At 63.3% G+C, this 18,165-nt stretch carries 17 protein-coding genes; 5 read left to right on the plus strand and 12 right to left on the minus strand.

What is annotated here, in order from left to right; all coding sequences use genetic code 11:
• Positions 1-78 precede the first annotated feature (78 nt).
• Positions 79-3,798 (minus strand): methionine synthase, encoded by a 3,720-nt coding sequence (gene metH / locus BMY30_RS00420; RefSeq protein ID WP_089709855.1) that lies wholly within the window; start codon positions 3,796-3,798, stop codon positions 79-81.
• Positions 3,799-4,103: 305 nt separating this feature from the next.
• Between metH and nfuA the strand changes: the two genes are divergently transcribed.
• Positions 4,104-4,694, plus strand: a complete 591-nt coding sequence (gene nfuA / locus BMY30_RS00425; RefSeq protein WP_089709671.1) for a Fe-S biogenesis protein NfuA — start codon at positions 4,104-4,106, stop codon at positions 4,692-4,694.
• A gap of 67 nt (positions 4,695-4,761) precedes the next feature.
• On the opposite strand, the gene BMY30_RS00430 is transcribed toward nfuA, so the two are convergent.
• Complete coding sequence (locus tag BMY30_RS00430; RefSeq protein WP_089709673.1) at positions 4,762-5,799, minus strand: DNA-binding protein; 1,038 nt, start codon at positions 5,797-5,799, stop codon at positions 4,762-4,764.
• Positions 5,800-6,086: 287 nt separating this feature from the next.
• On the opposite strand from BMY30_RS00430, the gene BMY30_RS00435 reads away from it, so the two are divergent.
• Entirely contained in the window at positions 6,087-7,235 is a 1,149-nt protein-coding gene (locus BMY30_RS00435; protein ID WP_089709856.1) for a tyrosine-type recombinase/integrase, read from the plus strand.
• A 27-nt stretch (positions 7,236-7,262) separates the two neighbouring features.
• A complete protein-coding gene (locus BMY30_RS00440) occupies positions 7,263-7,691 on the plus strand; it encodes a SufE family protein (RefSeq protein WP_089709674.1) in 429 nt (142 codons plus the stop codon).
• Here BMY30_RS00440 and yidD read toward each other — a convergent pair whose 3' ends face one another.
• The 6 genes from yidD to BMY30_RS00470 all read right to left on the minus strand — a co-directional run bounded on the left by yidD (position 7,692) and on the right by BMY30_RS00470 (position 12,396).
• On the minus strand, positions 7,692-7,979 hold the full coding sequence (gene yidD / locus BMY30_RS00445) for a membrane protein insertion efficiency factor YidD (protein WP_211607188.1): 288 nt from the start codon (positions 7,977-7,979) through the stop codon (positions 7,692-7,694).
• 69 nt (positions 7,980-8,048) lie between these two features.
• Positions 8,049-8,489, minus strand: coding sequence for a phosphoribosyl-AMP cyclohydrolase (gene hisI / locus BMY30_RS00450; RefSeq protein WP_089709676.1), 441 nt, complete (start codon positions 8,487-8,489; stop codon positions 8,049-8,051).
• Positions 8,486-8,959, minus strand: coding sequence for a transcriptional repressor (locus BMY30_RS00455; protein WP_089709678.1), 474 nt, complete (start codon positions 8,957-8,959; stop codon positions 8,486-8,488). Before BMY30_RS00455 ends, hisI begins: the two co-directional genes overlap by 4 nt.
• 73 nt (positions 8,960-9,032) lie before the next feature.
• A complete protein-coding gene (locus BMY30_RS00460; protein WP_089709679.1) occupies positions 9,033-9,995 on the minus strand; it encodes an alpha-L-glutamate ligase-like protein in 963 nt (320 codons plus the stop codon).
• 4 nt (positions 9,996-9,999) lie between these two features.
• Positions 10,000-11,505: a UUP1 family membrane protein gene (locus BMY30_RS00465; RefSeq protein ID WP_089709681.1), complete on the minus strand. Its 1,506-nt coding sequence runs from the start codon at positions 11,503-11,505 to the stop codon at positions 10,000-10,002.
• A gap of 42 nt (positions 11,506-11,547) precedes the next feature.
• Positions 11,548-12,396, minus strand: a complete 849-nt coding sequence (locus BMY30_RS00470) for an ATP-dependent zinc protease family protein (RefSeq protein WP_089709682.1) — start codon at positions 12,394-12,396, stop codon at positions 11,548-11,550.
• A gap of 283 nt (positions 12,397-12,679) precedes the next feature.
• Between BMY30_RS00470 and BMY30_RS00475 the strand changes: the two genes are divergently transcribed.
• A complete protein-coding gene (locus tag BMY30_RS00475) occupies positions 12,680-13,222 on the plus strand; it encodes a DUF3833 domain-containing protein (protein WP_089709683.1) in 543 nt (180 codons plus the stop codon).
• A 61-nt stretch (positions 13,223-13,283) separates the two neighbouring features.
• Here the strand turns inward: BMY30_RS00475 and BMY30_RS00480 are convergent, their stop codons facing one another.
• From BMY30_RS00480 to gorA, 4 genes are all read right to left on the minus strand, one after another.
• A complete protein-coding gene (locus tag BMY30_RS00480) occupies positions 13,284-13,694 on the minus strand; it encodes an ectoine synthase (RefSeq protein WP_089709684.1) in 411 nt (136 codons plus the stop codon).
• 94 nt (positions 13,695-13,788) lie between these two features.
• Complete coding sequence (gene ectB, locus BMY30_RS00485) at positions 13,789-15,054, minus strand: diaminobutyrate--2-oxoglutarate transaminase (RefSeq protein ID WP_089709685.1); 1,266 nt, start codon at positions 15,052-15,054, stop codon at positions 13,789-13,791.
• A 109-nt stretch (positions 15,055-15,163) separates the two neighbouring features.
• Positions 15,164-15,742 carry a diaminobutyrate acetyltransferase gene (gene ectA / locus BMY30_RS00490; protein WP_089709686.1) on the minus strand — a complete coding sequence of 193 codons (579 nt, stop codon included), beginning with the start codon at positions 15,740-15,742 and terminating at the stop codon, positions 15,164-15,166.
• Between the two features lie 209 nt (positions 15,743-15,951).
• Complete coding sequence (gene gorA, locus BMY30_RS00495; RefSeq protein ID WP_244516078.1) at positions 15,952-17,313, minus strand: glutathione-disulfide reductase; 1,362 nt, start codon at positions 17,311-17,313, stop codon at positions 15,952-15,954.
• A gap of 162 nt (positions 17,314-17,475) precedes the next feature.
• Here gorA and can point away from each other — a divergent pair, with 162 nt between their 5' ends.
• Positions 17,476-18,126, plus strand: a complete 651-nt coding sequence (gene can, locus BMY30_RS00500) for a carbonate dehydratase (RefSeq protein WP_089709688.1) — start codon at positions 17,476-17,478, stop codon at positions 18,124-18,126.
• Positions 18,127-18,165: the final 39 nt, after the last annotated feature.

Genomic DNA, 18,165 nt, shown 5'->3' on the forward strand with positions numbered 1-18,165 from the left:
TGGCGGCAAGTCGACTCTGACGGCGTTGGCCTTCCGGGTAGGTGAGGGCGTGTGGCCCGCCGCAGCGGGCCAAACGGGTCAGGCCGGATCGTAAGAGAGCACCGGTGCGAGCCAGCGCTCGAGTTCTTCGATGGTCATGCCCTTGCGTTCCGCCAGTGCCTCGACCTGATCCCGGGTGATCTTGCCGGTGGAGAAGTATTTCGACTGCGGATGGGAGAAGTACCAGCCGGCTACCGCGGCAGCAGGCCACATGGCGAAGTTCTCGGTCAGCTCGAGGCCGGCGTTCTCGGTGGCCTGAAGCAAGCGGAACAGGGTCGCCTTCTCGGTGTGATCGGGGCAGGCCGGGTAGCCGGGTGCCGGACGGATGCCCTGATACTTCTCGGCGATGATCGCACTATTGTCCAGGGTTTCATCCGGCACATAGCCCCAGAACTCCTTGCGCACCCGCTCGTGCAGGCGCTCGGCGAATGCCTCTGCCAGGCGGTCGGTGAGCGACTGGACCAGAATGGCGTTGTAATCGTCGCCGGCGGCCTTGTACTGCTCGGCCAAGGCCTCGACGCCATGCCCGGTGGTGACGGCGAAGCCACCGATCCAGTCGGGCTTGCCACTCGGCTCTCCGGTCACGTCGTAACGGGGGGCGATAAAGTCGGCCAGGCTGTGGCAGACGCCGTCGCGGTTCTTGGTGGTCTGTTGGCGGATGTGATGCAGCCGTTCGATCACCTCACTGCGTGATTCATCGGCATAGACCTCGATGACATCGTCGTCGACGCTGTTGGCCGGCCACAGGCCGATCACGCCCCGGGCCTGGACGCGCTTCTCGTCGATCAGCTTGCGCAGCATCGCCTGGGCATCGGCAAAGAGGTTGCGCGCCGCCTCGCCGACCTTGGCATCGTCGAGGATCTTCGGGTACTTGCCGGCCAACTGCCAACTCATGAAGAAGGGCGTCCAGTCGAGGCGTTCGACCAGTTCCTCGAGGTCATAGTCGTCGAATACCTCCAGGCCGGTGATCGCCGGCTGCGGCGGCATGTAGTTGTCCCAGTCCATGACCGGCTTGAGCTTTCGGGCCTCGGCGTAGGAGAGGTCGGCAGCCTTGGGGCGACGCTTGGCGTTACGTTCGCGCACCTTGTCATAGTCGGCGCGGATCTCGTCGATGTAGGCAGGCTTCAGGGTCGGGGAGAGCAGCTTGCCGGCAACGCCCACGGCCCGCGAAGCATCGGTAACGTAGATCACCGGATGCTCGTAACCGGGTTCGATCTTCACCGCGGTATGGGCCTTGGAGGTAGTGGCACCGCCGATCAGCAGCGGCAGGTCGAAGCCCTGGCGCTGCATCTCCTTGGCCACGTGGACCATCTCGTCAAGCGACGGGGTGATCAGGCCGGAGAGGCCGATGATATCGGCGTTCTCGTCGCGAGCGGTCTGCAGGATCTTCTCGGCGGACACCATCACCCCGAGGTCGATGACCTCGTAGTTGTTGCACTGGAGCACGACGCCGACGATATTCTTGCCGATGTCATGGACGTCGCCCTTGACCGTGGCCATGACGATCTTGCCCTTGGCCTGGCTATCGGCGCTCTTCTCTGCCTCGATATAGGGGATCAGGTAGGCCACCGCCTGCTTCATGACCCGGGCCGACTTGACCACTTGGGGCAGGAACATCTTGCCGTCGCCGAAGAGATCACCGACCACGTTCATGCCGTCCATGAGCGGCCCCTCGATCACCTCGATGGGCCGCTCGGCCCGCTGCCGGGCGAGCTCGGTGTCTTCCTCGATGTAGGCGGTGACGCCCTTGATCAAGGCGTGCTCGATGCGCTTCTCGACCGCCCAGCTACGCCACTCCAGGTCTTCCTTCCTGGCCGGGCCGCTGCCGTCGCCCTTGTACTTGTCCGCCAGCTCCAGCAGCCGCTCGGTGCTATCGCTGCGACGATTGAGCACCACGTCCTCGACCGCCTCGCGCAACTCGCTTGGCAGGTCGTCGTAGACGGCCAACTGGCCGGCGTTGACGATGCCCATGGTCAGGCCCGCGCGGATGGCATGGTAGAGGAAGACCGAATGGATCGCCTCACGTACCGGGTTGTTGCCGCGGAAGGAGAAGGAGACGTTGGAGACGCCGCCCGAGACCATGGCGTGGGGCAAGTGTTTACGGATCCAGCGGGTGGCCTCGATGAAGTCCACGGCGTAGTTGTCGTGTTCCTCGATGCCGGTGGCGATGGCGAAGATATTGGGGTCGAAGATGATGTCTTCCGGCGGGAAGTCGAGCTCATCGACCAGGATCCGATAGGCTCGCCGGGAGATCTCGGTCTTGCGGGCGAAGGTGTCCGCCTGCCCCTGCTCGTCGAAGGCCATGATGATGATGGCAGCACCGTAGCGCCGGCACCGAGTCGCCTGCTCGCGAAAGGCGTCCTCGCCCTCCTTCATCGAGATGGAGTTGACCACCGCCTTGCCCTGCACGCACTTGAGCCCTGCCTCGATGATCTCCCACTTCGAGGAATCGATCATGATCGGCACCCGGGCGATATCCGGCTCACCGGCGATCAGGTTGAGGAAGTGCACCATGGCCTCCGCGGACTCGAGCATGCCCTCATCCATGTTGATATCGATGATCTGGGCGCCGTTCTCCACCTGTTCCAGGGCTACGTCCAGCGCGGTGGTGTAGTCCTCCTCGACGATCAGCCGCTTGAAGCGCGCCGAACCGGTGACATTGGTGCGCTCGCCGACGTTGACGAACAATGAGTCGGCATCGATGTTGAAGGGCTCGAGTCCGGAAAGACGACAGGCACGCGGCCGCTCGGGCACCCGGCGTGGTGCCAGCCCCTGGATGGCGGCGTGGATCGCCGCGATGTGCTCGGGAGCAGAACCACAGCAGCCACCGATGATATTGACCAGGCCGCTTTCGGCGAACTCGGCGACGATCGCCGCCATCTCCTCCGGGGTCTGGTCGTACTCACCGAACTCGTTGGGCAGGCCGGCGTTGGGGTGGGCCGAAACGAAGGTGTCGGCCTTGCTGGCGAGCTCCTCGACATAGGGTCGCAGATCCTCGGCGCCCAGAGCGCAATTGAGTCCGATGGAGAGCGGCCGGGCATGGCGTACCGAGTTCCAGAACGCTTCGGTGGTTTGGCCCGACAGGGTGCGTCCCGAGGCGTCGGTAATGGTGCCGGAAATCATCACCGGCAGGCGTTCGCCGCGTGCCGCGAAAACCTCTTCCAGGGCATAGATCGCCGCCTTGGCGTTGAGGGTGTCGAAGATGGTCTCGATCAGAATGAGATCGGCGCCGCCCTCGATCAGCGCCTCGGCGGCCTCGTAATAGTTCTCGCGCAGAGCGTCGAAGGTGACATTGCGCTTGGACGGATCATTGACATCAGGGGAGAGCGACGCGGTGCGCGAGGTGGGGCCCAGAACGCCGGCCACATAGCGTGGCACCCCGGTCTCCTCGGCCACGGCATCGCAGACCGCTCGGGCCAGGCGCGCCGATTCCCGGTTGAGCTCGGGCACCAGCGCCTCCATTCCGTAGTCGGACTGGGAGAGACGGGTGCTGTTGAAGGTGTTGGTCTCGACGATGTCGGCCCCGGCTTCCAGGTACTGGCGATGAATTCGCGTCACCAGCTCCGGGCAGGTCAGGGCCAGCAGGTCATTGTTGCCCTTGAGATCGCTCGGCCAGTCGGCGAAGCGCTCACCACGAAACTCCTGCTCGGAGAGCCCGGCATTCTGGAGCATGGTGCCCATGCCGCCGTCCAGCATCAGGATGCGTTCGTTGAGACGGTCGGTCAGCGTGGCGGTCAGGGCAGTGGGAACGGCGGCCATGGGTCGATCAATCTCCAGCGTGGGCATCAGGGGGGCGAGCCAGCAGCGGGGCGCCTGGGGCGTCTTGTCGAGGGGTTGCGCTGCGGGCAAGGGGCGGTCCTGTCGGACTTCGACACATCGGCAGGCCGCCGGGAAAGACGCTCATCTTAGCAAAAGCCACGGCGCCACGGCAGGGGGCAGGCTAAAACCCAGCAATTCAGTCGGGATTGTGTCGACCGCATAGGTCGCTTACCATAGAGGGCATCACACTTTCAGTACATGTCGCGAGGTCAGCCGCCGCGGCATGTCGCGATAGCGAGAGCACCATGAGCGAAAGCATCCAGATCACCGACAGTGCACAGGACTACCTCGCCGAACTGCTCGAGAAGCAGAACGTCGAGGGCATCGCGGTCCGCATCTTCATTACCCAGCCGGGTACTCCCTACGCCGAGACCTGCCTGGCCTACTGCCGGCCCGGCGAGGAAGAGCCCAACGATGAACTGCTGGAGCTCGAGAAGATCCGTGTCTACCTGGACAAGAACAGCCTTCCCTTCCTCGAGGAGGCCGTGGTCGACTTCAACGCCGACCGCATGGGCGGGCAGCTGACCATCAAGGCACCCAATGCCAAGATGCCCAAGGTCAACGCCGACAGCCCGCTCGAGGATCGCGTCAACTATATCCTCTACAGTGAGATCAACCCGGGACTGGCCTCCCACGGCGGCGAGATCAAGCTGGTCGAGCTGACTGACGACCAGGTGGCGATCCTGGCGTTCGGCGGCGGCTGCCAGGGCTGCGCCGCGGTAGACCTCACCCTCAAGGACGGTGTGGAGAGGACCCTGCTGGAGCGCATCCCGGAACTCGCCGGGATCCGCGACGTGACCGACCATACGGATACCACCAACGCCTATTACAGGTGAATGGTGAATTGAGAGTGGTGACAGAAGAGGTGTGAAGGCCAGGCGTCTTAACTCCTCCTTGCTTCTCTCACTCTCGGGACTCAGAAGGCTCCGCCACGGCGGGGCTTTCGTCGTTCTCGGGCACCTCCTCATGGGGCCGGTCAGGCACCGGTGCCCGCCAGAGGCAGCGGTGGAGCTGGGTCTCCAGATCGCGCAGTCGGCGTACCTGCTCCTCCAGCAACTGTTTCTGCTCGTCTATGCGCGCCTGCATCAGGATCTGTTCATGCTGCAGGGTTCGAGTCCGCTCCTCGGCCTGGTGGCGCGCCCACTCGGTTTCGCGGTGACGCTTTTCCTCTTCGGTCAGGGCGCCGCGCGCCTGCTGTACCAGCTGCTGAGCCTGCTCCAGCCGTTCTTCGAGCTGCTGCGACCTCTGGGTATGACGCTTGTCGGCGGCCTGCCGCTCCTGGCGTGCCTCGTCGAGCAGCCCCATCAGCCGCGCCTCGCTGCTCTCGTGACGCTTTTCCTCCCGTGACAGGCGTTCCTGGTGGTGTGCTGCCTGCTCGGTCAGGGCCTGCTGCTGCTCACGTACCTGGCGCTCGTTCTCCTGCTGCAGGTTTGCCAGTTGCGCCTGGATGCGTGTCTGCCGGGTAGTGAGCTTCCCCTCGCGCTCCGCCAGCGCATCACGCTCAGCCTCGCGACGCGCCAGCTCACCACTCTGTTCCTCGAGGCGCTGCTCGGTTCGCGCCAGGTGGGCCGCCAGCGCTGACTCCCGCTGTTCAGCGTCCTCTGCGTGGCGCAACGCCTCGCTGGCTTCCTCCCGAGCCGCCACCACGCGGCCCTCTGCCTCCTCCCGGTAGTGGGCGAGGGCCTCGTTGGCAGAGGTCTGTGCCTTCTCCCACAACGACTCGGCGAGCTCCTGCAGCGCCTCGGGCATACCGCGCGGTGGGGGTAGGTCGCGATTCTCCTCACGCCGTGTTCGCCACTCTCGCAGGTGTTCGCTGATGGTCGTGAAGCTGCCCGTTCCCAGCACCTCGCGCACCTTGTGCACGCTGGGCGCCTCTCCCTTTTCCAGCAGGGCATCGATGGCCCGCTGGACATCCTCGTAACGTACGCCGCTGCGCGCCATGGCCTTGTCCTCGTAGTGGTCTGCCGGGGGTATTCCTGGCTATCTAGCGCAGTATACCCGCTGGATGCTAGAGATAGAAGATAATTTACGTTTTACGTAAAACGTAAATATATTTATCTTTAGGCAATATAAATCAAGATTACGCGGCTTATCTTGCTTATTTGGAAAGGCGCGACGGACAATAGGTGGCAAGTCAATATAAGGAATGCCTAGAGATGGCGAGGGATACAGACAGCGAGGATCTTCACAACCAGCCGGTTAGCACCGAACTTGCTCGCCTCGACCCCATGACCATGCCCCTCCTCGCTGGGGCGCGGCATATTTCTGCCAGCACGGATGCCGAGGCTTTGGCGCAGTGGCTCGACGAATATCGGGCGAGCCCTCGGACCCAACGTGCCTATCGTCGCGAGGCGCAGCGCCTGATGCTGTGGCTGGTGGAGCAGGGCAGGGGGCTCGACGAGCTGCGCCGGGAAGACCTGGACCGCTTCGAGGCCTTCCTGGCTGATCCGCGCCCCGCGGAGCGCTGGATCGGACCGGTACGCCCGCGAAACGATCCGCGCTGGCGTCCCTTCCGCGGACCACTGTCGCCCGCCAGCCGCCGTCAGAGCCTGGTCATCCTGCAGGGCATGTTCGCCTGGCTAGTGGAGGCGGGCTGGGTGAGCCACAACCCCTTCCGCCTGATGCGCGACAAGCGCCGGCGCCTGGACAATCGCCAGGGGAGCATCGAGCGCTACCTGGAACGTCCCCTCTGGGACTGGCTGTGGGACTGGCTGAATCGACCGGCGGAGCAGGGCACCTCGCCCCGACGCCGTTATGAGCTGACGCGACGGCGCCTGGTGTTCGGCTTCGCCTACCTGCTGGCTCCGCGGATCAGCGAGATAAGCGCGGCACGCATGAACGACTTCCAGCGCCGCGAGGGCCGCTGGTGGTGGAGCGTGGTGGGAAAGGGCGACAAGATGGCGCGCATCCCGGTGCCGCCGGACATGATGGAACTGCTCGGCGAGTGGCGCGGGGCACTGGGACTGTCGACGGAGCCGCTACCCGATGATGCCTCACCCCTGTTGCGGACCCTGGATGGCCGCCGAGGACTTGGCGACAACCGCCTCTATCGGCTTGTCCGCGATGGCTTTCGTGAGGCGGCAGAGGCGCTCGCGCGCGAGGCCGGCGACAACGCCCGGGCCGAGGTCCAGCGCCTGCGTCAGGCGACACCGCACTGGCTGCGCCATACAGCCTTGACGCACCAGGCACAGGCCGGAGTGGAACTGCGCTACCTGGCCGCGACGGCCCGCCATTCGCGACTCGACACCACGGCGCGCTACCTGCATGCCGAGGACGAGGAGTGGCATCGCCAGCAGGCGCGCCATGGGCTGGGAGTCGGAAGGGCGAAGGCGGAACCTACCATGGATGATCGTGAAGGCAGTCATGAGCCGTTATAATGGTGTCAATCACTTCCAGGAGAAACCATGAGTGCCGAGATAACCGCCGAACAGGCCCAGCAGGAGCTTCTCGACGAGTTCGAGATGTTCGACAACTGGATGGATCGTTACCAGTACATCATCGACATGGGCAAGCAGCTGCCGGCCTTTCCCGAGGAGTGGAAAGTCGACGAGCTGAAGATTCAGGGCTGCCAGTCCAATGTCTGGATGCACCACCGGCGCGAAGGCGAGACTCTGCACTTCGATGCGGTCTCCGATGCCGCCATCGTCTCCGGGCTGATCGCCGTGCTGATGCGCATCTACAACGACCGGCACCCGGCAGACATTCGCGCCACCAGCCCGCACTTCATGAAGGACCTGGGGCTCGACAAGCACCTTTCGCCGACCCGCAGCAACGGCCTCAACGCCATGCTGGAGCGGATCTATCGCGTGGCCGAGGCAGAGGTGGCTGCCTGATCAGCGGCTGCCTGGCTCCTGTTCGTCTGTCCGGCAGCGAAACTGCTCGTCCAGTTCCGGGTCCTCCCTGCAGAGTCGCTCGCTGGGGCCATCCGGGACCGGGTCGATGCCCCCTTCGCAGCCCGGGTGGCATCGAGCAATCCGCCGCAAGGCCATGAGCCCACCCTTCAGCGGGCCATGTACCTGCAGCGCCTCCTGCGTATAGCTCGAGCAGCTTGGCCAGTAGCGGCAGCGAGGCCCCAGCAGCGGGCTCAGGGTGAGCTGGTACACCCTTACCGCAGCGATCATCAGCCAGCCGAGGGCTCGGCCCAGCCAGCGCAACAGGCGCTGGACTCCCGTGGCCAGGCAGGACACGTCTCAGCCCTTGCCGTAGAGGGTGTCGGGGTCGATCAAGGGGTCGCTCGCGATGCGCGCCTCGTCGCCCTCGAGTGCCACGTAGAAGCAGCTGCGTCTGCCGCTATGGCAGGCGGGTCCTGTCTGGTCCACCTGTAACAGCAGGGTGTCGCCGTCACAATCCAGCGCCGCGCCCTTGAGCTGCTGCTGCTGGCCGGAACTCTCGCCCTTGCGCCACAGCTTGCCCCGCGAGCGCGACCAGTAGCAGACGCTGCCGGTGCGCAAGGTCTCGTCCAGGGCTTCGTGATTCATCCAGGCCATCATCAGCACCTCGCCGCTGTCATACTGCTGGGCGATGGCCGGGATCAGACCGTCGGCGTTGAAACGGATAGCCTCGAGGATTTCGGCCAAGGGGATGCGGCTGTCGCCGGGGGCCCGTTCGAGGGCCTTGAAGGTATCGCTCATGGAAACTCCGCAGGGGCAGCAGGGCGCACGGGCGCCTGCCGGCAGGCATCACACTGGCCCAGCAGTTCGATGGTCTGGCGCTGGACCTCGAAACCGAGCTCCCGGGCGCGCCGTGCCAGATGGTCATTGATCTCGTCCAGATGCAGTTCCTCGACCCGGCCACAGAGACGACAGATCAGCAACTGGAAGCCGTGAGCATGCTCCGGACAGGGGCAGGCCACATAGGCATTGAGTGACTCGATGCGATGCACCAGCCCCTGATCGATGAGAAATTCCAGGGCGCGATAGACGGTAGGCGGTCGTGCCGCAGCATGCTCCGCCGCCAGGCGATCGAGCAGGTCGTAGGCTTTCAGGCTACCGGGAGCATCGGCGATCATCTCCAGCACCCGTCGGCGGATCGGCGTGAAGCGTGCGCCGCGCTGCTGGCACTGCCGTTCGGCCTGTCGGATCATGTCGCGGGGATCGGTCATGGCACCCGGGCGATGGCTGGGAGAAAGCGACATTCTACGCGCGGGGCCGGCGAGGGACCAGCCGCGGCCGCTGTCAAGCCGTCTCGCGCAGCTCACTGGAGCGAGCGAAATGGTGCTGCGCGAAGGCGACCCTTTCCTCGGCAGCGACTCCCTCGGGCTGGCGTTCGACCAGATCGAGCCGCGAGCGCAGCCCCTCGCCATTAGCCATCTGGATCGCCAGGCCGGGACGGGCGTTGAGCTCCAGCAGCATAGGGCCATGGTCCCGATCGAGCACCATGTCGGTTCCCAAATAGCCCAGGCCAGTCATCTCGAAACAGCCCGCGGCCAATCGCAACAGCGTGCCCCAGTCAGTGATGCGCAGGCTGGCGAGCTCGTGCCCGGTATCGGGATGGTCATGGCGCGTGCGATCGAACTGCACTCCCCGGATCGCTGTGCCGCTGGCGATGTCGATGCCCACGCCCACGGCACCCTGGTGCAGGTTGGCCTTGCCGTCCGAGGCGGCGGTGGAGAGACGCATCATCGCCATCACAGGATAGCCCTGAAAGACGATGACCCGGATGTCCGGCACCCCCTCGTAGGTGTATTCGGCGAAGGATTCGTCGAAGTTGATCAGTGCCTCGACCAAGGCGACATCCGGCGAGCCCCCCAGGGAATAGAGCCCGGAGAGTATATTGGAGACATGCCGCTCCACGTCGGCGAGGGTCAGCTGGACGCCGCTGGGCTTGATGTAGCGACCGTCCTCGAACCGCTCGACGACCAGGATACCCTTGCCGCCGCTGCCCTTGGCCGGTTTGATCACGAACCCGCTGTGGCCGGAGAGCGTGGCACCGAGCTGCTTGATGCCGAACTGGGTCGTCACGGTACCGATCAGCGCCGGAGTGGTGATGCCATACTCCTGGGCCAGCAACTTGGTCTTGAGCTTGTCGTCCACCAGTGGAAAGAGCCGGCGCCTGTTATAGCGGCCGATATAGCGGATGTTGCGCCGGTTCATGCCGATGATTCCCTTGGCACGCAGGCGGGCGGGGGTCGTCCACATGGCGTCAGTCCTCTGTAACCGGCTTGAAGCGACGCAGCTCGAGCAGGCGATAGCCGGTATAGTTGCCGAGCATCAGGATCAACGCCATCAGGATCAACTGGACGCCGAGGAAGTTGAAGGTAATGTGGCGAATCCAGGGGTTGTTCATCGCCAGATAGGCCAGAACCGCAGTGATCAGGCTGCCACCGCCCTGGATCAGCACCTGTTTGGGGCCTTCCTCCTCCCAGAGGATCGACATCCGCTCGATAGTCCAGGAGAGAATGATCATCGGAAAGAAAGTGATGGTCAGGCCGGCGTTGAGGCCGAAGCGGTAAGAGAGCACGGAGAACACCGAGATGATGGCGATGACCGTGATGATCACCGCCGTCACTCGTGCCACCAGCAGCAGGTTCAGGTAGGAGAGGTAGTTGCGGATCACCAATCCCACGGCCACCACCAGCAGGAAGCCGATCAGCCCGGTGACCAGCGTGGTCTGGATGAAGGCCAGAGCAATCAGCACGGGCATGAAGGTACCCGAGGTCTTGATGCCGACCAGTACCCGAAGGATCACCACCATGAGTGCGCCGATGGGGATCAGCAGAATGGTCTGGAACAGCGCCTGCTCTTCCAAGGGCAAACTGTGGATCGAGAAATTCAGCAGGGTGTCATCGGCCAGCTGACTGCGCACGGCTGCCGCAGCTGGCTGGTTGCGGGAAAGCATCGAGAAGTCGACCCGCGAGTTGCTCCCGCCCTGGACCTCGAGCACGGCCTCTCCGGCGGACTCCCAGAGCAGCAGGTTGTCCGGCCGGCCCCGGCTACCGGTATTGGGATCGAACAGCGCCCACTCCTGCTCGTCGAAGACCTGGATCCAGGGCGTCAGGCTCTGACGCCGGCGGCCGTGATCAAGTAGCAGGCCGCTGACCTCGCGGGCCGGCACGCCGGCCTGGTTGAGAAGACGCACGAGCAGTGGAGTGCGGTCGAACTGGGTCAACAGGAGGCGGGCATTCTCGTCCTGACGATCTTCCGTGAAATCACCAATCAACTCGCGCGCGAAGGTGAAAGGGTCGGCACTGTGCGACCAGGCCTGCTCGATCACCTGACTGGCCGCAGTGTCGTAGGGCGTCTCCCAGACGATGTCACGTCGCGGAGGAGGGGAGGCAATCTTCGGATTGCGCGATGCCGGGGCAACCAATGCCTGAACGCTGTAGAAGAGTTGCTGGCTGCCGATGGCATCACGAGTGGTCCATTCGGCGCGGCGATCGCCGTTCTCCTCGAGGAAGGCCAGGCCGTAGCCAGGCGAAGCCGTATGCTCGGTGAGAATGCGAAAGCCTTCCTGGCTCGAGGGCAGCGCCATGTTGACCTTGGCCGGTCCGCCATCGGCGATGAAGTTGACCTGGGCCTCGATCTCCCAGACCTGGCGTTGCTCACCCGGTGTCCAGGGCACCTCGAACTGCACGTGGCGGTGGATGCTGAGGGCAACACCGGCCACCATCAGGAAGGCGACGATCAGATAGAAGGGCAGTCGTGACATGAGTCTTCCTTGAGGGGGCTTGAGTCAGGCGACATCACAACGTCACTCCGCGGCTTCTTCAGCGCGATCAGCGGCTTCGTCGGTGCCGGCCTCCTCCGCCGGACGTCCGCCCGGAAATTCAGGGCGTTCATGGAGATACTGTTCAGCCACATCGATGATGGCGATATCCATCAGGAAGCGGCGACCCAGCAATGCGGGATGGTCCAGATGGGTGCGGTCCGTAAGGGTGAACTGAACTCTCTCGCGCAGCGGCCCCAGGGTCATCAGCAGGCTGATCACGGGGCGGGAATCCGCACCAGAGGCCTGGATAACGCGCACCCGGCGCTCCACCGGCGCCTCGATCCACTCGCCGATCACGCTATCGACCACGGAATCGGCGTCATTGAGTCCTAGCTTGAAGCGCACCCAGTTCTCGCCATCTCGCTCGAAAGGCGTGATCTCGGTGGCCGACAGCGACGATGTCGTAGCACCGGAGTCGATGCGTACCTTGAGGTAAGTACCGACATCGGGCAGACCGATCCACTCGCTGCGCCCCAGGATCTCCTTGTTGTTCAAGCGATCCTGGCTTTCGTTGCACTGGCGGATCACCTCGGGTGTATCGTCCTGGGTGTCGAGTCGCGTGACGTCGTCACCTAGTTGTCGCAGCAGGCTGCCAACCTCATGCACGTTGGCCGTCATGCGCTCTTGGTAGCGCAAATGTTGATCTCGCCAGGCTTGGTGCTCTGTCGCGCAACGGCTGATGAGTGACCCTTCCAGCCGATCGAGTTGCGCCTGCAATTCTGCACTGGTGACGGGCGGAGGCGAGGGCTCGCGGTCGGGTTGCAGCGTGCAGCCGTTCAGCAGCAGGGTGGCAATGATCAGGGTGCCGGCTAGCGGCAAGTAATGACGCATAGACAGGACTCGTACAGGGTGAGGCGTGATGATAAGGAGTTGCCACTAGCCTTGTCCAATATCGAGGGGGCACGGTGGCAGGAAGATCACAGGTATTGGGAGATATACTCATGACCTATATTTAACATAATATACATTATACGAACCTATGGCTGCTGCGACATTTACCTTATTTACCTTCCCTATCCTCAGCTTTGTCCTTTAGGTGATGACCGATCCGGCATAGCGCTGGCATGGGTAATCCGCTAGCATTTTCTATACAAGCACAATACAGGAATTAAATATGTATAAGAAATGGCTTCTCCGCCTGACCTCGCTGGGTCTCCTCCTGGGGCTACTGGCCGGCTGCAGCAGTGTCGATATCGAGCGTTACGCGGGTAGTACGCCGCGCCTGGATATCGGCGAATATTTTGCTGGCAAGACTCGCGCCTGGGGCATGGTGCAGGACTACAGCGGCGAAGTGCAGCGACGCTTCACCGTGGAGATCGATGGACGTCTCGAAGGCGACACCCTGACCCTAGACGAACGTTTTACCTACGACAACGGCGAGACCGATCGCCGCATCTGGACATTCGAGCGCGATGGCGTGGACCGCTGGCTCGGCACCGCCAATGACGTCGAGGGTCCGGTGGAAGCACGTCAGGCCGGCCACGCCTTTACCATGCGCTACAAGCTGCCCGTCGAGGTCTCGGGGCGCGAGATCACCTTTACCCTGGACGACTGGATGTACCTGCAGCCCGATGGTCGGCTGATCAACCGCACAGCGATGAAAAAATTCGGGATTACCCTCGCCGAGATCACCATCGTCTTCGACCGGACCCTATAACGACAACGCCCCCGGCTAGAGAGAACCGGGGGCGTCGACATGTCGGATCGATGATGGCCGGTCAGAGCGGCTTCTTGTCGTCGGCCTCGGCCGGCGCATAGGAGCCATCTTCGCGGTGCACTTCCTTGCCACTCAGACCCGGCGTGAACACGCAGGCCAGATGCATGGTCTTGAAGGCCCGCAGCAGATGTTCGTCGTGCTGGTCGAGGATGTAGATGTCACCCGGCTTGATCGGCCAGATCTTGCCATCGGCCAGGGTTTCGACCTCGCCTTCGCCTTCGATGCAAAACACTGCCTCGAAGTGGTGCTTGTAGTGGATGTGGGTTTCGGTACCTTCGTAGATTCGCGTGATGTGGAAGGAGCAGTTGCCACCATCATCGGCCAGGCTCAGGCGGGTGCTGTCCCAGTTACCGTTCTCGGCGGTAACCATGCGTTCTGTCTCACGGGCAACTTCCAGGTTGCGGACAATCATGGAGAATCTCCTCAGTTTCTTGTAACGGGCCGGCCAGGCGCCGGCCAACAACTGGGCCGCCGCAGCGATTCTTGCGGCGGCCCTCCAGCATAGCCTAGCTGAGTGCCTGTCTGGTACTTTCCTCGAGAATATCCAGGCCCTTCAGCAGATCCTCGTCGGGGATGGTCAACGGGCATAGGCACTTGACTACCTCACCATCCTGACCGCTGGTCTCGATCACCAGGCCATTCTCGAACGCTTGGGTGGTGATCTTATCGGCGATATCGCCACTCCCCACGTCGATGCCGCGCATCAGGCCACGACCGCGCTCAGTGGCGGGCACACCGTTTTCGGTGAGCCAGGCGGCGATCTTCTGGAACCGTTCGGCGACCACCCTCCCCTTGCGCTGAACGTCGCGCTCGAAGGTGTCATCGCTCCAGTACTGGCGTATGGCAGCGGCAGCGGTAGTGAAAGCCAGTGCGAAGCCGCGGAAGGTCCCGTTGTACTGGCCCGGCTTCCAGATATCGAGCTCGGGACGCACCAGCACCTGGGAAAACGGCAGACCCAGGCCGGAGAGCGACTTGGAATTGGTGACGATGTCGGGAACGACGTCGGCGTGCTCGAAGCTGAAGAACTTGCCGGTACGGCCGCAACCGGCCTGAATGTCATCGACGATCAGCAGGATGTCATGGGCACGGCAGATGCCCTCGAGGCGTTTGAGCCAGTCGAGGCCGGCGACGTTGATGCCGCCCTCGCCCTGCACGGTCTCGACGATCACACCGGCAGGGATGTCCAGGCCGCCGGATTTGTCGCCGAGGAGCTTCTCGAAGTAGTCCAGGGTATCGGCGCCGTCGCCCAGGTAGCCGTCAAAGGGCATGAAGCTGCCGCCGACGGTAGGAACCCCGCCGGTGGCCTCGCGGAACTTGCGATTACCGGTAGTGGCCAGCGCCCCCATGGTCACGCCATGGAAGCCGTTGGTGAAGGTGACGATGTTGTGGCGGCCCTTGGCGTTGCGAGCCAGGCGGATGGCCGCTTCGACGGCATTGGTACCGGTTGGTCCGGGGAATTGGACCTTATAGTCCAAGCCACGCGGCTTGAGGATCACCTCTTCGAGAGCCTCGAGGTAGTCACGCTTGGCGGCGGTCCAGAAGTCCAGGCCATGGATGATGTTGTCCTCGGCCAGATACTCGAGCAGCGCCTGCTTGATGTGCGAGTTGTTGTGGCCATAGTTCAGGGTGCCGGCTCCGGCCAGGAAGTCGATATACTCGCGACCGTCCTCATCAGTCAGGCGGGCATTCTTGGCCTTGGTGAAGACCACCGGAAATGAGCGGGAATAGGTCCGAACGTCGGACTCCATGCGTTCGAGGATCTGGGTCTGCATGTGCGACCTCCTGTTGGCAATTTAAAGAGGGATCAGGACGCGCGAGCGCGACTGATAGGGGTGTGGGGTAACTGTCACCTGGAGCGACAGACCCATTAAAGCGGGGTGTTCAGACCCGATCGGTCTGGAAGGGGCCGATGCGCACGAGGTTTTCCGGGTCGTGCTCGCCACCGAGCTGGTCGGTGGAAAAGTACTCGCGGCTGTTCAGCGGGGCCTGCCAGCGTCCAGCAAGCCGCCGGAACAGCCCCCAGGACGCCTGATTGTCGGGCGTGATGGTAGTCTCCAGATGATGGACCTCGGCCATCTCCGCCCGGGTCATCACGGCCTCCACCAGCCGACGGGCCAACCCCGTGCCGCGTGCCTTCTCACCAACCGCCACCTGCCACAGGAAGTAGGTGTCCGGGGCGTTGCTCTTCACATAGCCCGAGACGAAGCCGACGATCTCATCATCTTCGTTGGTGGCCACGGCACAGCTGTCGCGAAACTGGGTTGCCAGCAGCAGATAGGCATAGGCGGAATTGACGTCCAGCGGTGGGCAGGACTTGACCAGCTCGTAGATCCCCCAGCCATCATCGGGGTTGGGTTTGCGGATAAACAGCGGGTATGTCTCGTGGCCGACCACGGCATCCGCTACGGTGGGACGAGCCAGGTCGGCAGAGGGCGTGAAGGGCTCGGTGGTTGCGTTCATTATCATGGTTCGCAGTAGCGAATTTGATACAGATTATAACAGCGGCCTATGGGCAATTCAAAGCCATGATTATTCTGTCAATACGAACTCATAATGGAAAATTTTGCTGCACAAGCGGCTCTCAATAACCTAGCCGTCTATCTTCGTTCATGGACCACTGCGATGACATGGTGTCGTCCCCCGGAACGCAGCGGGCCATTCAGCCAAGCCTAGCGTCGGCTCGGCGTTCGCATGGTGACGAACTCCTCTGCACCGGTAGGATGAATGCCCACGGTAGCGTCGAAGTCGGCCTTGGTGAGGCCTGCGCGCACGGCCACAGCGATGCCCTGGATCACTTCGCCCGCCTCCTCGCCCACCATATGGGCCCCCACCACCACGTCGCTCTGGTCATCGACGATCAGCTTCATAAGGCAGCGCTCACTGCTGCCGGAGAGCGTGTGCTTCATGGGCCGGAATTCGGCAGCATAGACGCGTATCTCGCCACACGATGCGCGGGCCTGCTCCTCGGAGAGCCCCACGGTGCCGATGTTGGGATGGCAGAACACGGCGGTGGGGATATTACGGTAGTCCAGGGGCGACGTCTCGGTATCCTCGAAGTGGTATCTGACCATCTGCATAGCCTCGGCGAGGGCCACGGGGGTCAGCTCGGGGCCACCGCTCACGTCGCCCAGGGCGAGGATCGAGGGCACGGAGGTCTCGAAACGCTCGTTGACGCTCAGGTGGCCGCTATCGGTCAGCGCGATGTCGAGGTGGTCCAGGCCCAGATCCTCGAGATGGGGGCGGCGGCCGGTCGCGGCCAGCACCGCATCTACCTCCAGCTGTTCGCCGTTGGTGAGGTTCACCCTCAGCCCACCCTCGACCTTCTCGATCGAGGCGATGTTGGCCTCGAAGTGCAGCCGAACCCCCTTCTTGGCCATCTCGTCACGAGTGAATTCTCGCACCTGCTGATCGAAGCCGCGCAGGAACAGCTCACCGCGATAGACAAGGTGGGTATCGCTGCCCAGGCCGTTGAAGATGCTGGCAAACTCCACGGCGATATAGCCGCCGCCGAGCACCAGGAACCGCTCGGGAAAGGTCTCGAGGTCGAAGACCTGGTTGGAATTGACGGTCAGCTCCTTGCCCGGGAAGTCCGGCACCCAAGGCCACCCCCCCACTGCGACCAGGATCTTCTCGGCGCTTATCGTCTCGTCGTTGACCGAGACATGGTGCGGGTCCAGCACTCGGGCACGGCCGTTGATCAGGCGCACCCCGGCCGTGTCGAGCAGACGCCCGTAGATGTCGTTGAGCCGCTTGATCTCGCCTACCTTGTTGTCGCGCAGCGTACTCCACTCGAATCGCGGAGCCTCGGGCAGGTGCCAGCCGAAACCGCCGGCATCCTCGAAGGCCTCGTGGAAGTGAGCGGCATAGGAATAGAGTTTCTTTGGCACGCAGCCCACGTTGACGCAGGTGCCACCCAGGTAGCGATTTTCCGCCACGGCGACCCGCGCGCCGTTGGTGGCGGCGGTGCGAGCGGCACGAACACCTCCCGAGCCCGCCCCGATCACGAACAGGTCATAGTCGAAGTCTGACACGCAAGTCTCCTGTCGAAGGGGCGAGCCTCGTTCGGCTCGCCTGGTAATCATGAGGGAATCATACCAGCCGGGGCGACACCCCGGGAGAGCGGTTGACCGACCTGGCAGGCGAGGTTAAAAGAGGCCGACTGTGCTCCCTTGCCACACCTTCCGGAGATTGCCATGAAGCGCGAGATCGAGAGACTGCTGGCCAACAATCGCAACTGGGCGGACAAGATGTGCCGAGATGATCCGGACTACTTCGCCCGCCTGGCCCGTCAGCAGAGCCCGGAATACCTGTGGATCGGCTGTTCCGATTCTCGGGTGCCGGCCAATCAGATCATCGATCTGCCGCCGGGCGAGGTCTTCGTTCATCGCAACGTCGCCAACCTGCTCCATCACAACGACATGAACGCCCTCTCGGTGGTGCAGTTCGCCGTGGACGTACTCAAGGTGCGCCACATCATGGTGGTCGGGCACTATGGCTGCGGCGGCGTGCGGGCGGCCGTCGTCGGCGGCGAGTGCGGCATGGTCGACTACTGGCTGCATTCGGTCCGCGAGCTCTACAGCCGCCACCGTGGGGCCCTTGAGTCGCTACCCCTCGAGGAGCAGGTCGACCGCATGTGCGAGCTCAACGTCGAGGCTCAGGTCAACAACCTGTGCCGAACCAAGATCATTCAGCGCGCCTGGCAGCGCGGGCAATCGCTCTCGGTGCACGGCTGGGTCTACGGCCTGAGCGACGGCCGGGTCTCCGATCTCGACTGCAGTGTCCATGGCCTCGACCAGGTCGCCACCCTCTATCGCATCGACCGCCTCACTCCCAATGGAGACTGAATCAGACCCCGCCCGGCGGGGCTCATTCGCCGGGCGCAT

The organism is Halomonas daqiaonensis (assembly GCF_900109725.1).
Taxonomy (GTDB): domain Bacteria; phylum Pseudomonadota; class Gammaproteobacteria; order Pseudomonadales; family Halomonadaceae; genus Halomonas; species Halomonas daqiaonensis.

Excerpts from the sequence above, each read along its gene's own strand:
- BMY30_RS00455 (WP_089709678.1), bottom strand. The coding sequence starts at position 8,959 with ATGACCGATCCCCGCGACATGATCCGACAGGCCGAACGGCAGTGCCAG.
- BMY30_RS00475 (WP_089709683.1), top strand. The coding sequence starts at position 12,680 with ATGTATAAGAAATGGCTTCTCCGCCTGACCTCGCTGGGTCTCCTCCTG.
- BMY30_RS00480 (WP_089709684.1), bottom strand. The coding sequence starts at position 13,694 with ATGATTGTCCGCAACCTGGAAGTTGCCCGTGAGACAGAACGCATGGTT.
- hisI (WP_089709676.1), bottom strand. The coding sequence starts at position 8,489 with ATGAGCGATACCTTCAAGGCCCTCGAACGGGCCCCCGGCGACAGCCGC.
- BMY30_RS00430 (WP_089709673.1), bottom strand. The coding sequence starts at position 5,799 with ATGGCGCGCAGCGGCGTACGTTACGAGGATGTCCAGCGGGCCATCGAT.
- BMY30_RS00465 (WP_089709681.1), bottom strand. The coding sequence starts at position 11,505 with ATGTCACGACTGCCCTTCTATCTGATCGTCGCCTTCCTGATGGTGGCC.
- ectA (WP_089709686.1), bottom strand. The coding sequence starts at position 15,742 with ATGAACGCAACCACCGAGCCCTTCACGCCCTCTGCCGACCTGGCTCGT.
- BMY30_RS00440 (WP_089709674.1), top strand. The coding sequence starts at position 7,263 with ATGAGTGCCGAGATAACCGCCGAACAGGCCCAGCAGGAGCTTCTCGAC.
- can (WP_089709688.1), top strand. The coding sequence starts at position 17,476 with ATGAAGCGCGAGATCGAGAGACTGCTGGCCAACAATCGCAACTGGGCG.
- BMY30_RS00470 (WP_089709682.1), bottom strand. The coding sequence starts at position 12,396 with ATGCGTCATTACTTGCCGCTAGCCGGCACCCTGATCATTGCCACCCTG.
- BMY30_RS00435 (WP_089709856.1), top strand. The coding sequence starts at position 6,087 with ATGACCATGCCCCTCCTCGCTGGGGCGCGGCATATTTCTGCCAGCACG.
- metH (WP_089709855.1), bottom strand. The coding sequence starts at position 3,798 with ATGGCCGCCGTTCCCACTGCCCTGACCGCCACGCTGACCGACCGTCTC.
- nfuA (WP_089709671.1), top strand. The coding sequence starts at position 4,104 with ATGAGCGAAAGCATCCAGATCACCGACAGTGCACAGGACTACCTCGCC.
- yidD (WP_211607188.1), bottom strand. The coding sequence starts at position 7,979 with ATGATCGCTGCGGTAAGGGTGTACCAGCTCACCCTGAGCCCGCTGCTG.
- ectB (WP_089709685.1), bottom strand. The coding sequence starts at position 15,054 with ATGCAGACCCAGATCCTCGAACGCATGGAGTCCGACGTTCGGACCTAT.
- BMY30_RS00460 (WP_089709679.1), bottom strand. The coding sequence starts at position 9,995 with ATGTGGACGACCCCCGCCCGCCTGCGTGCCAAGGGAATCATCGGCATG.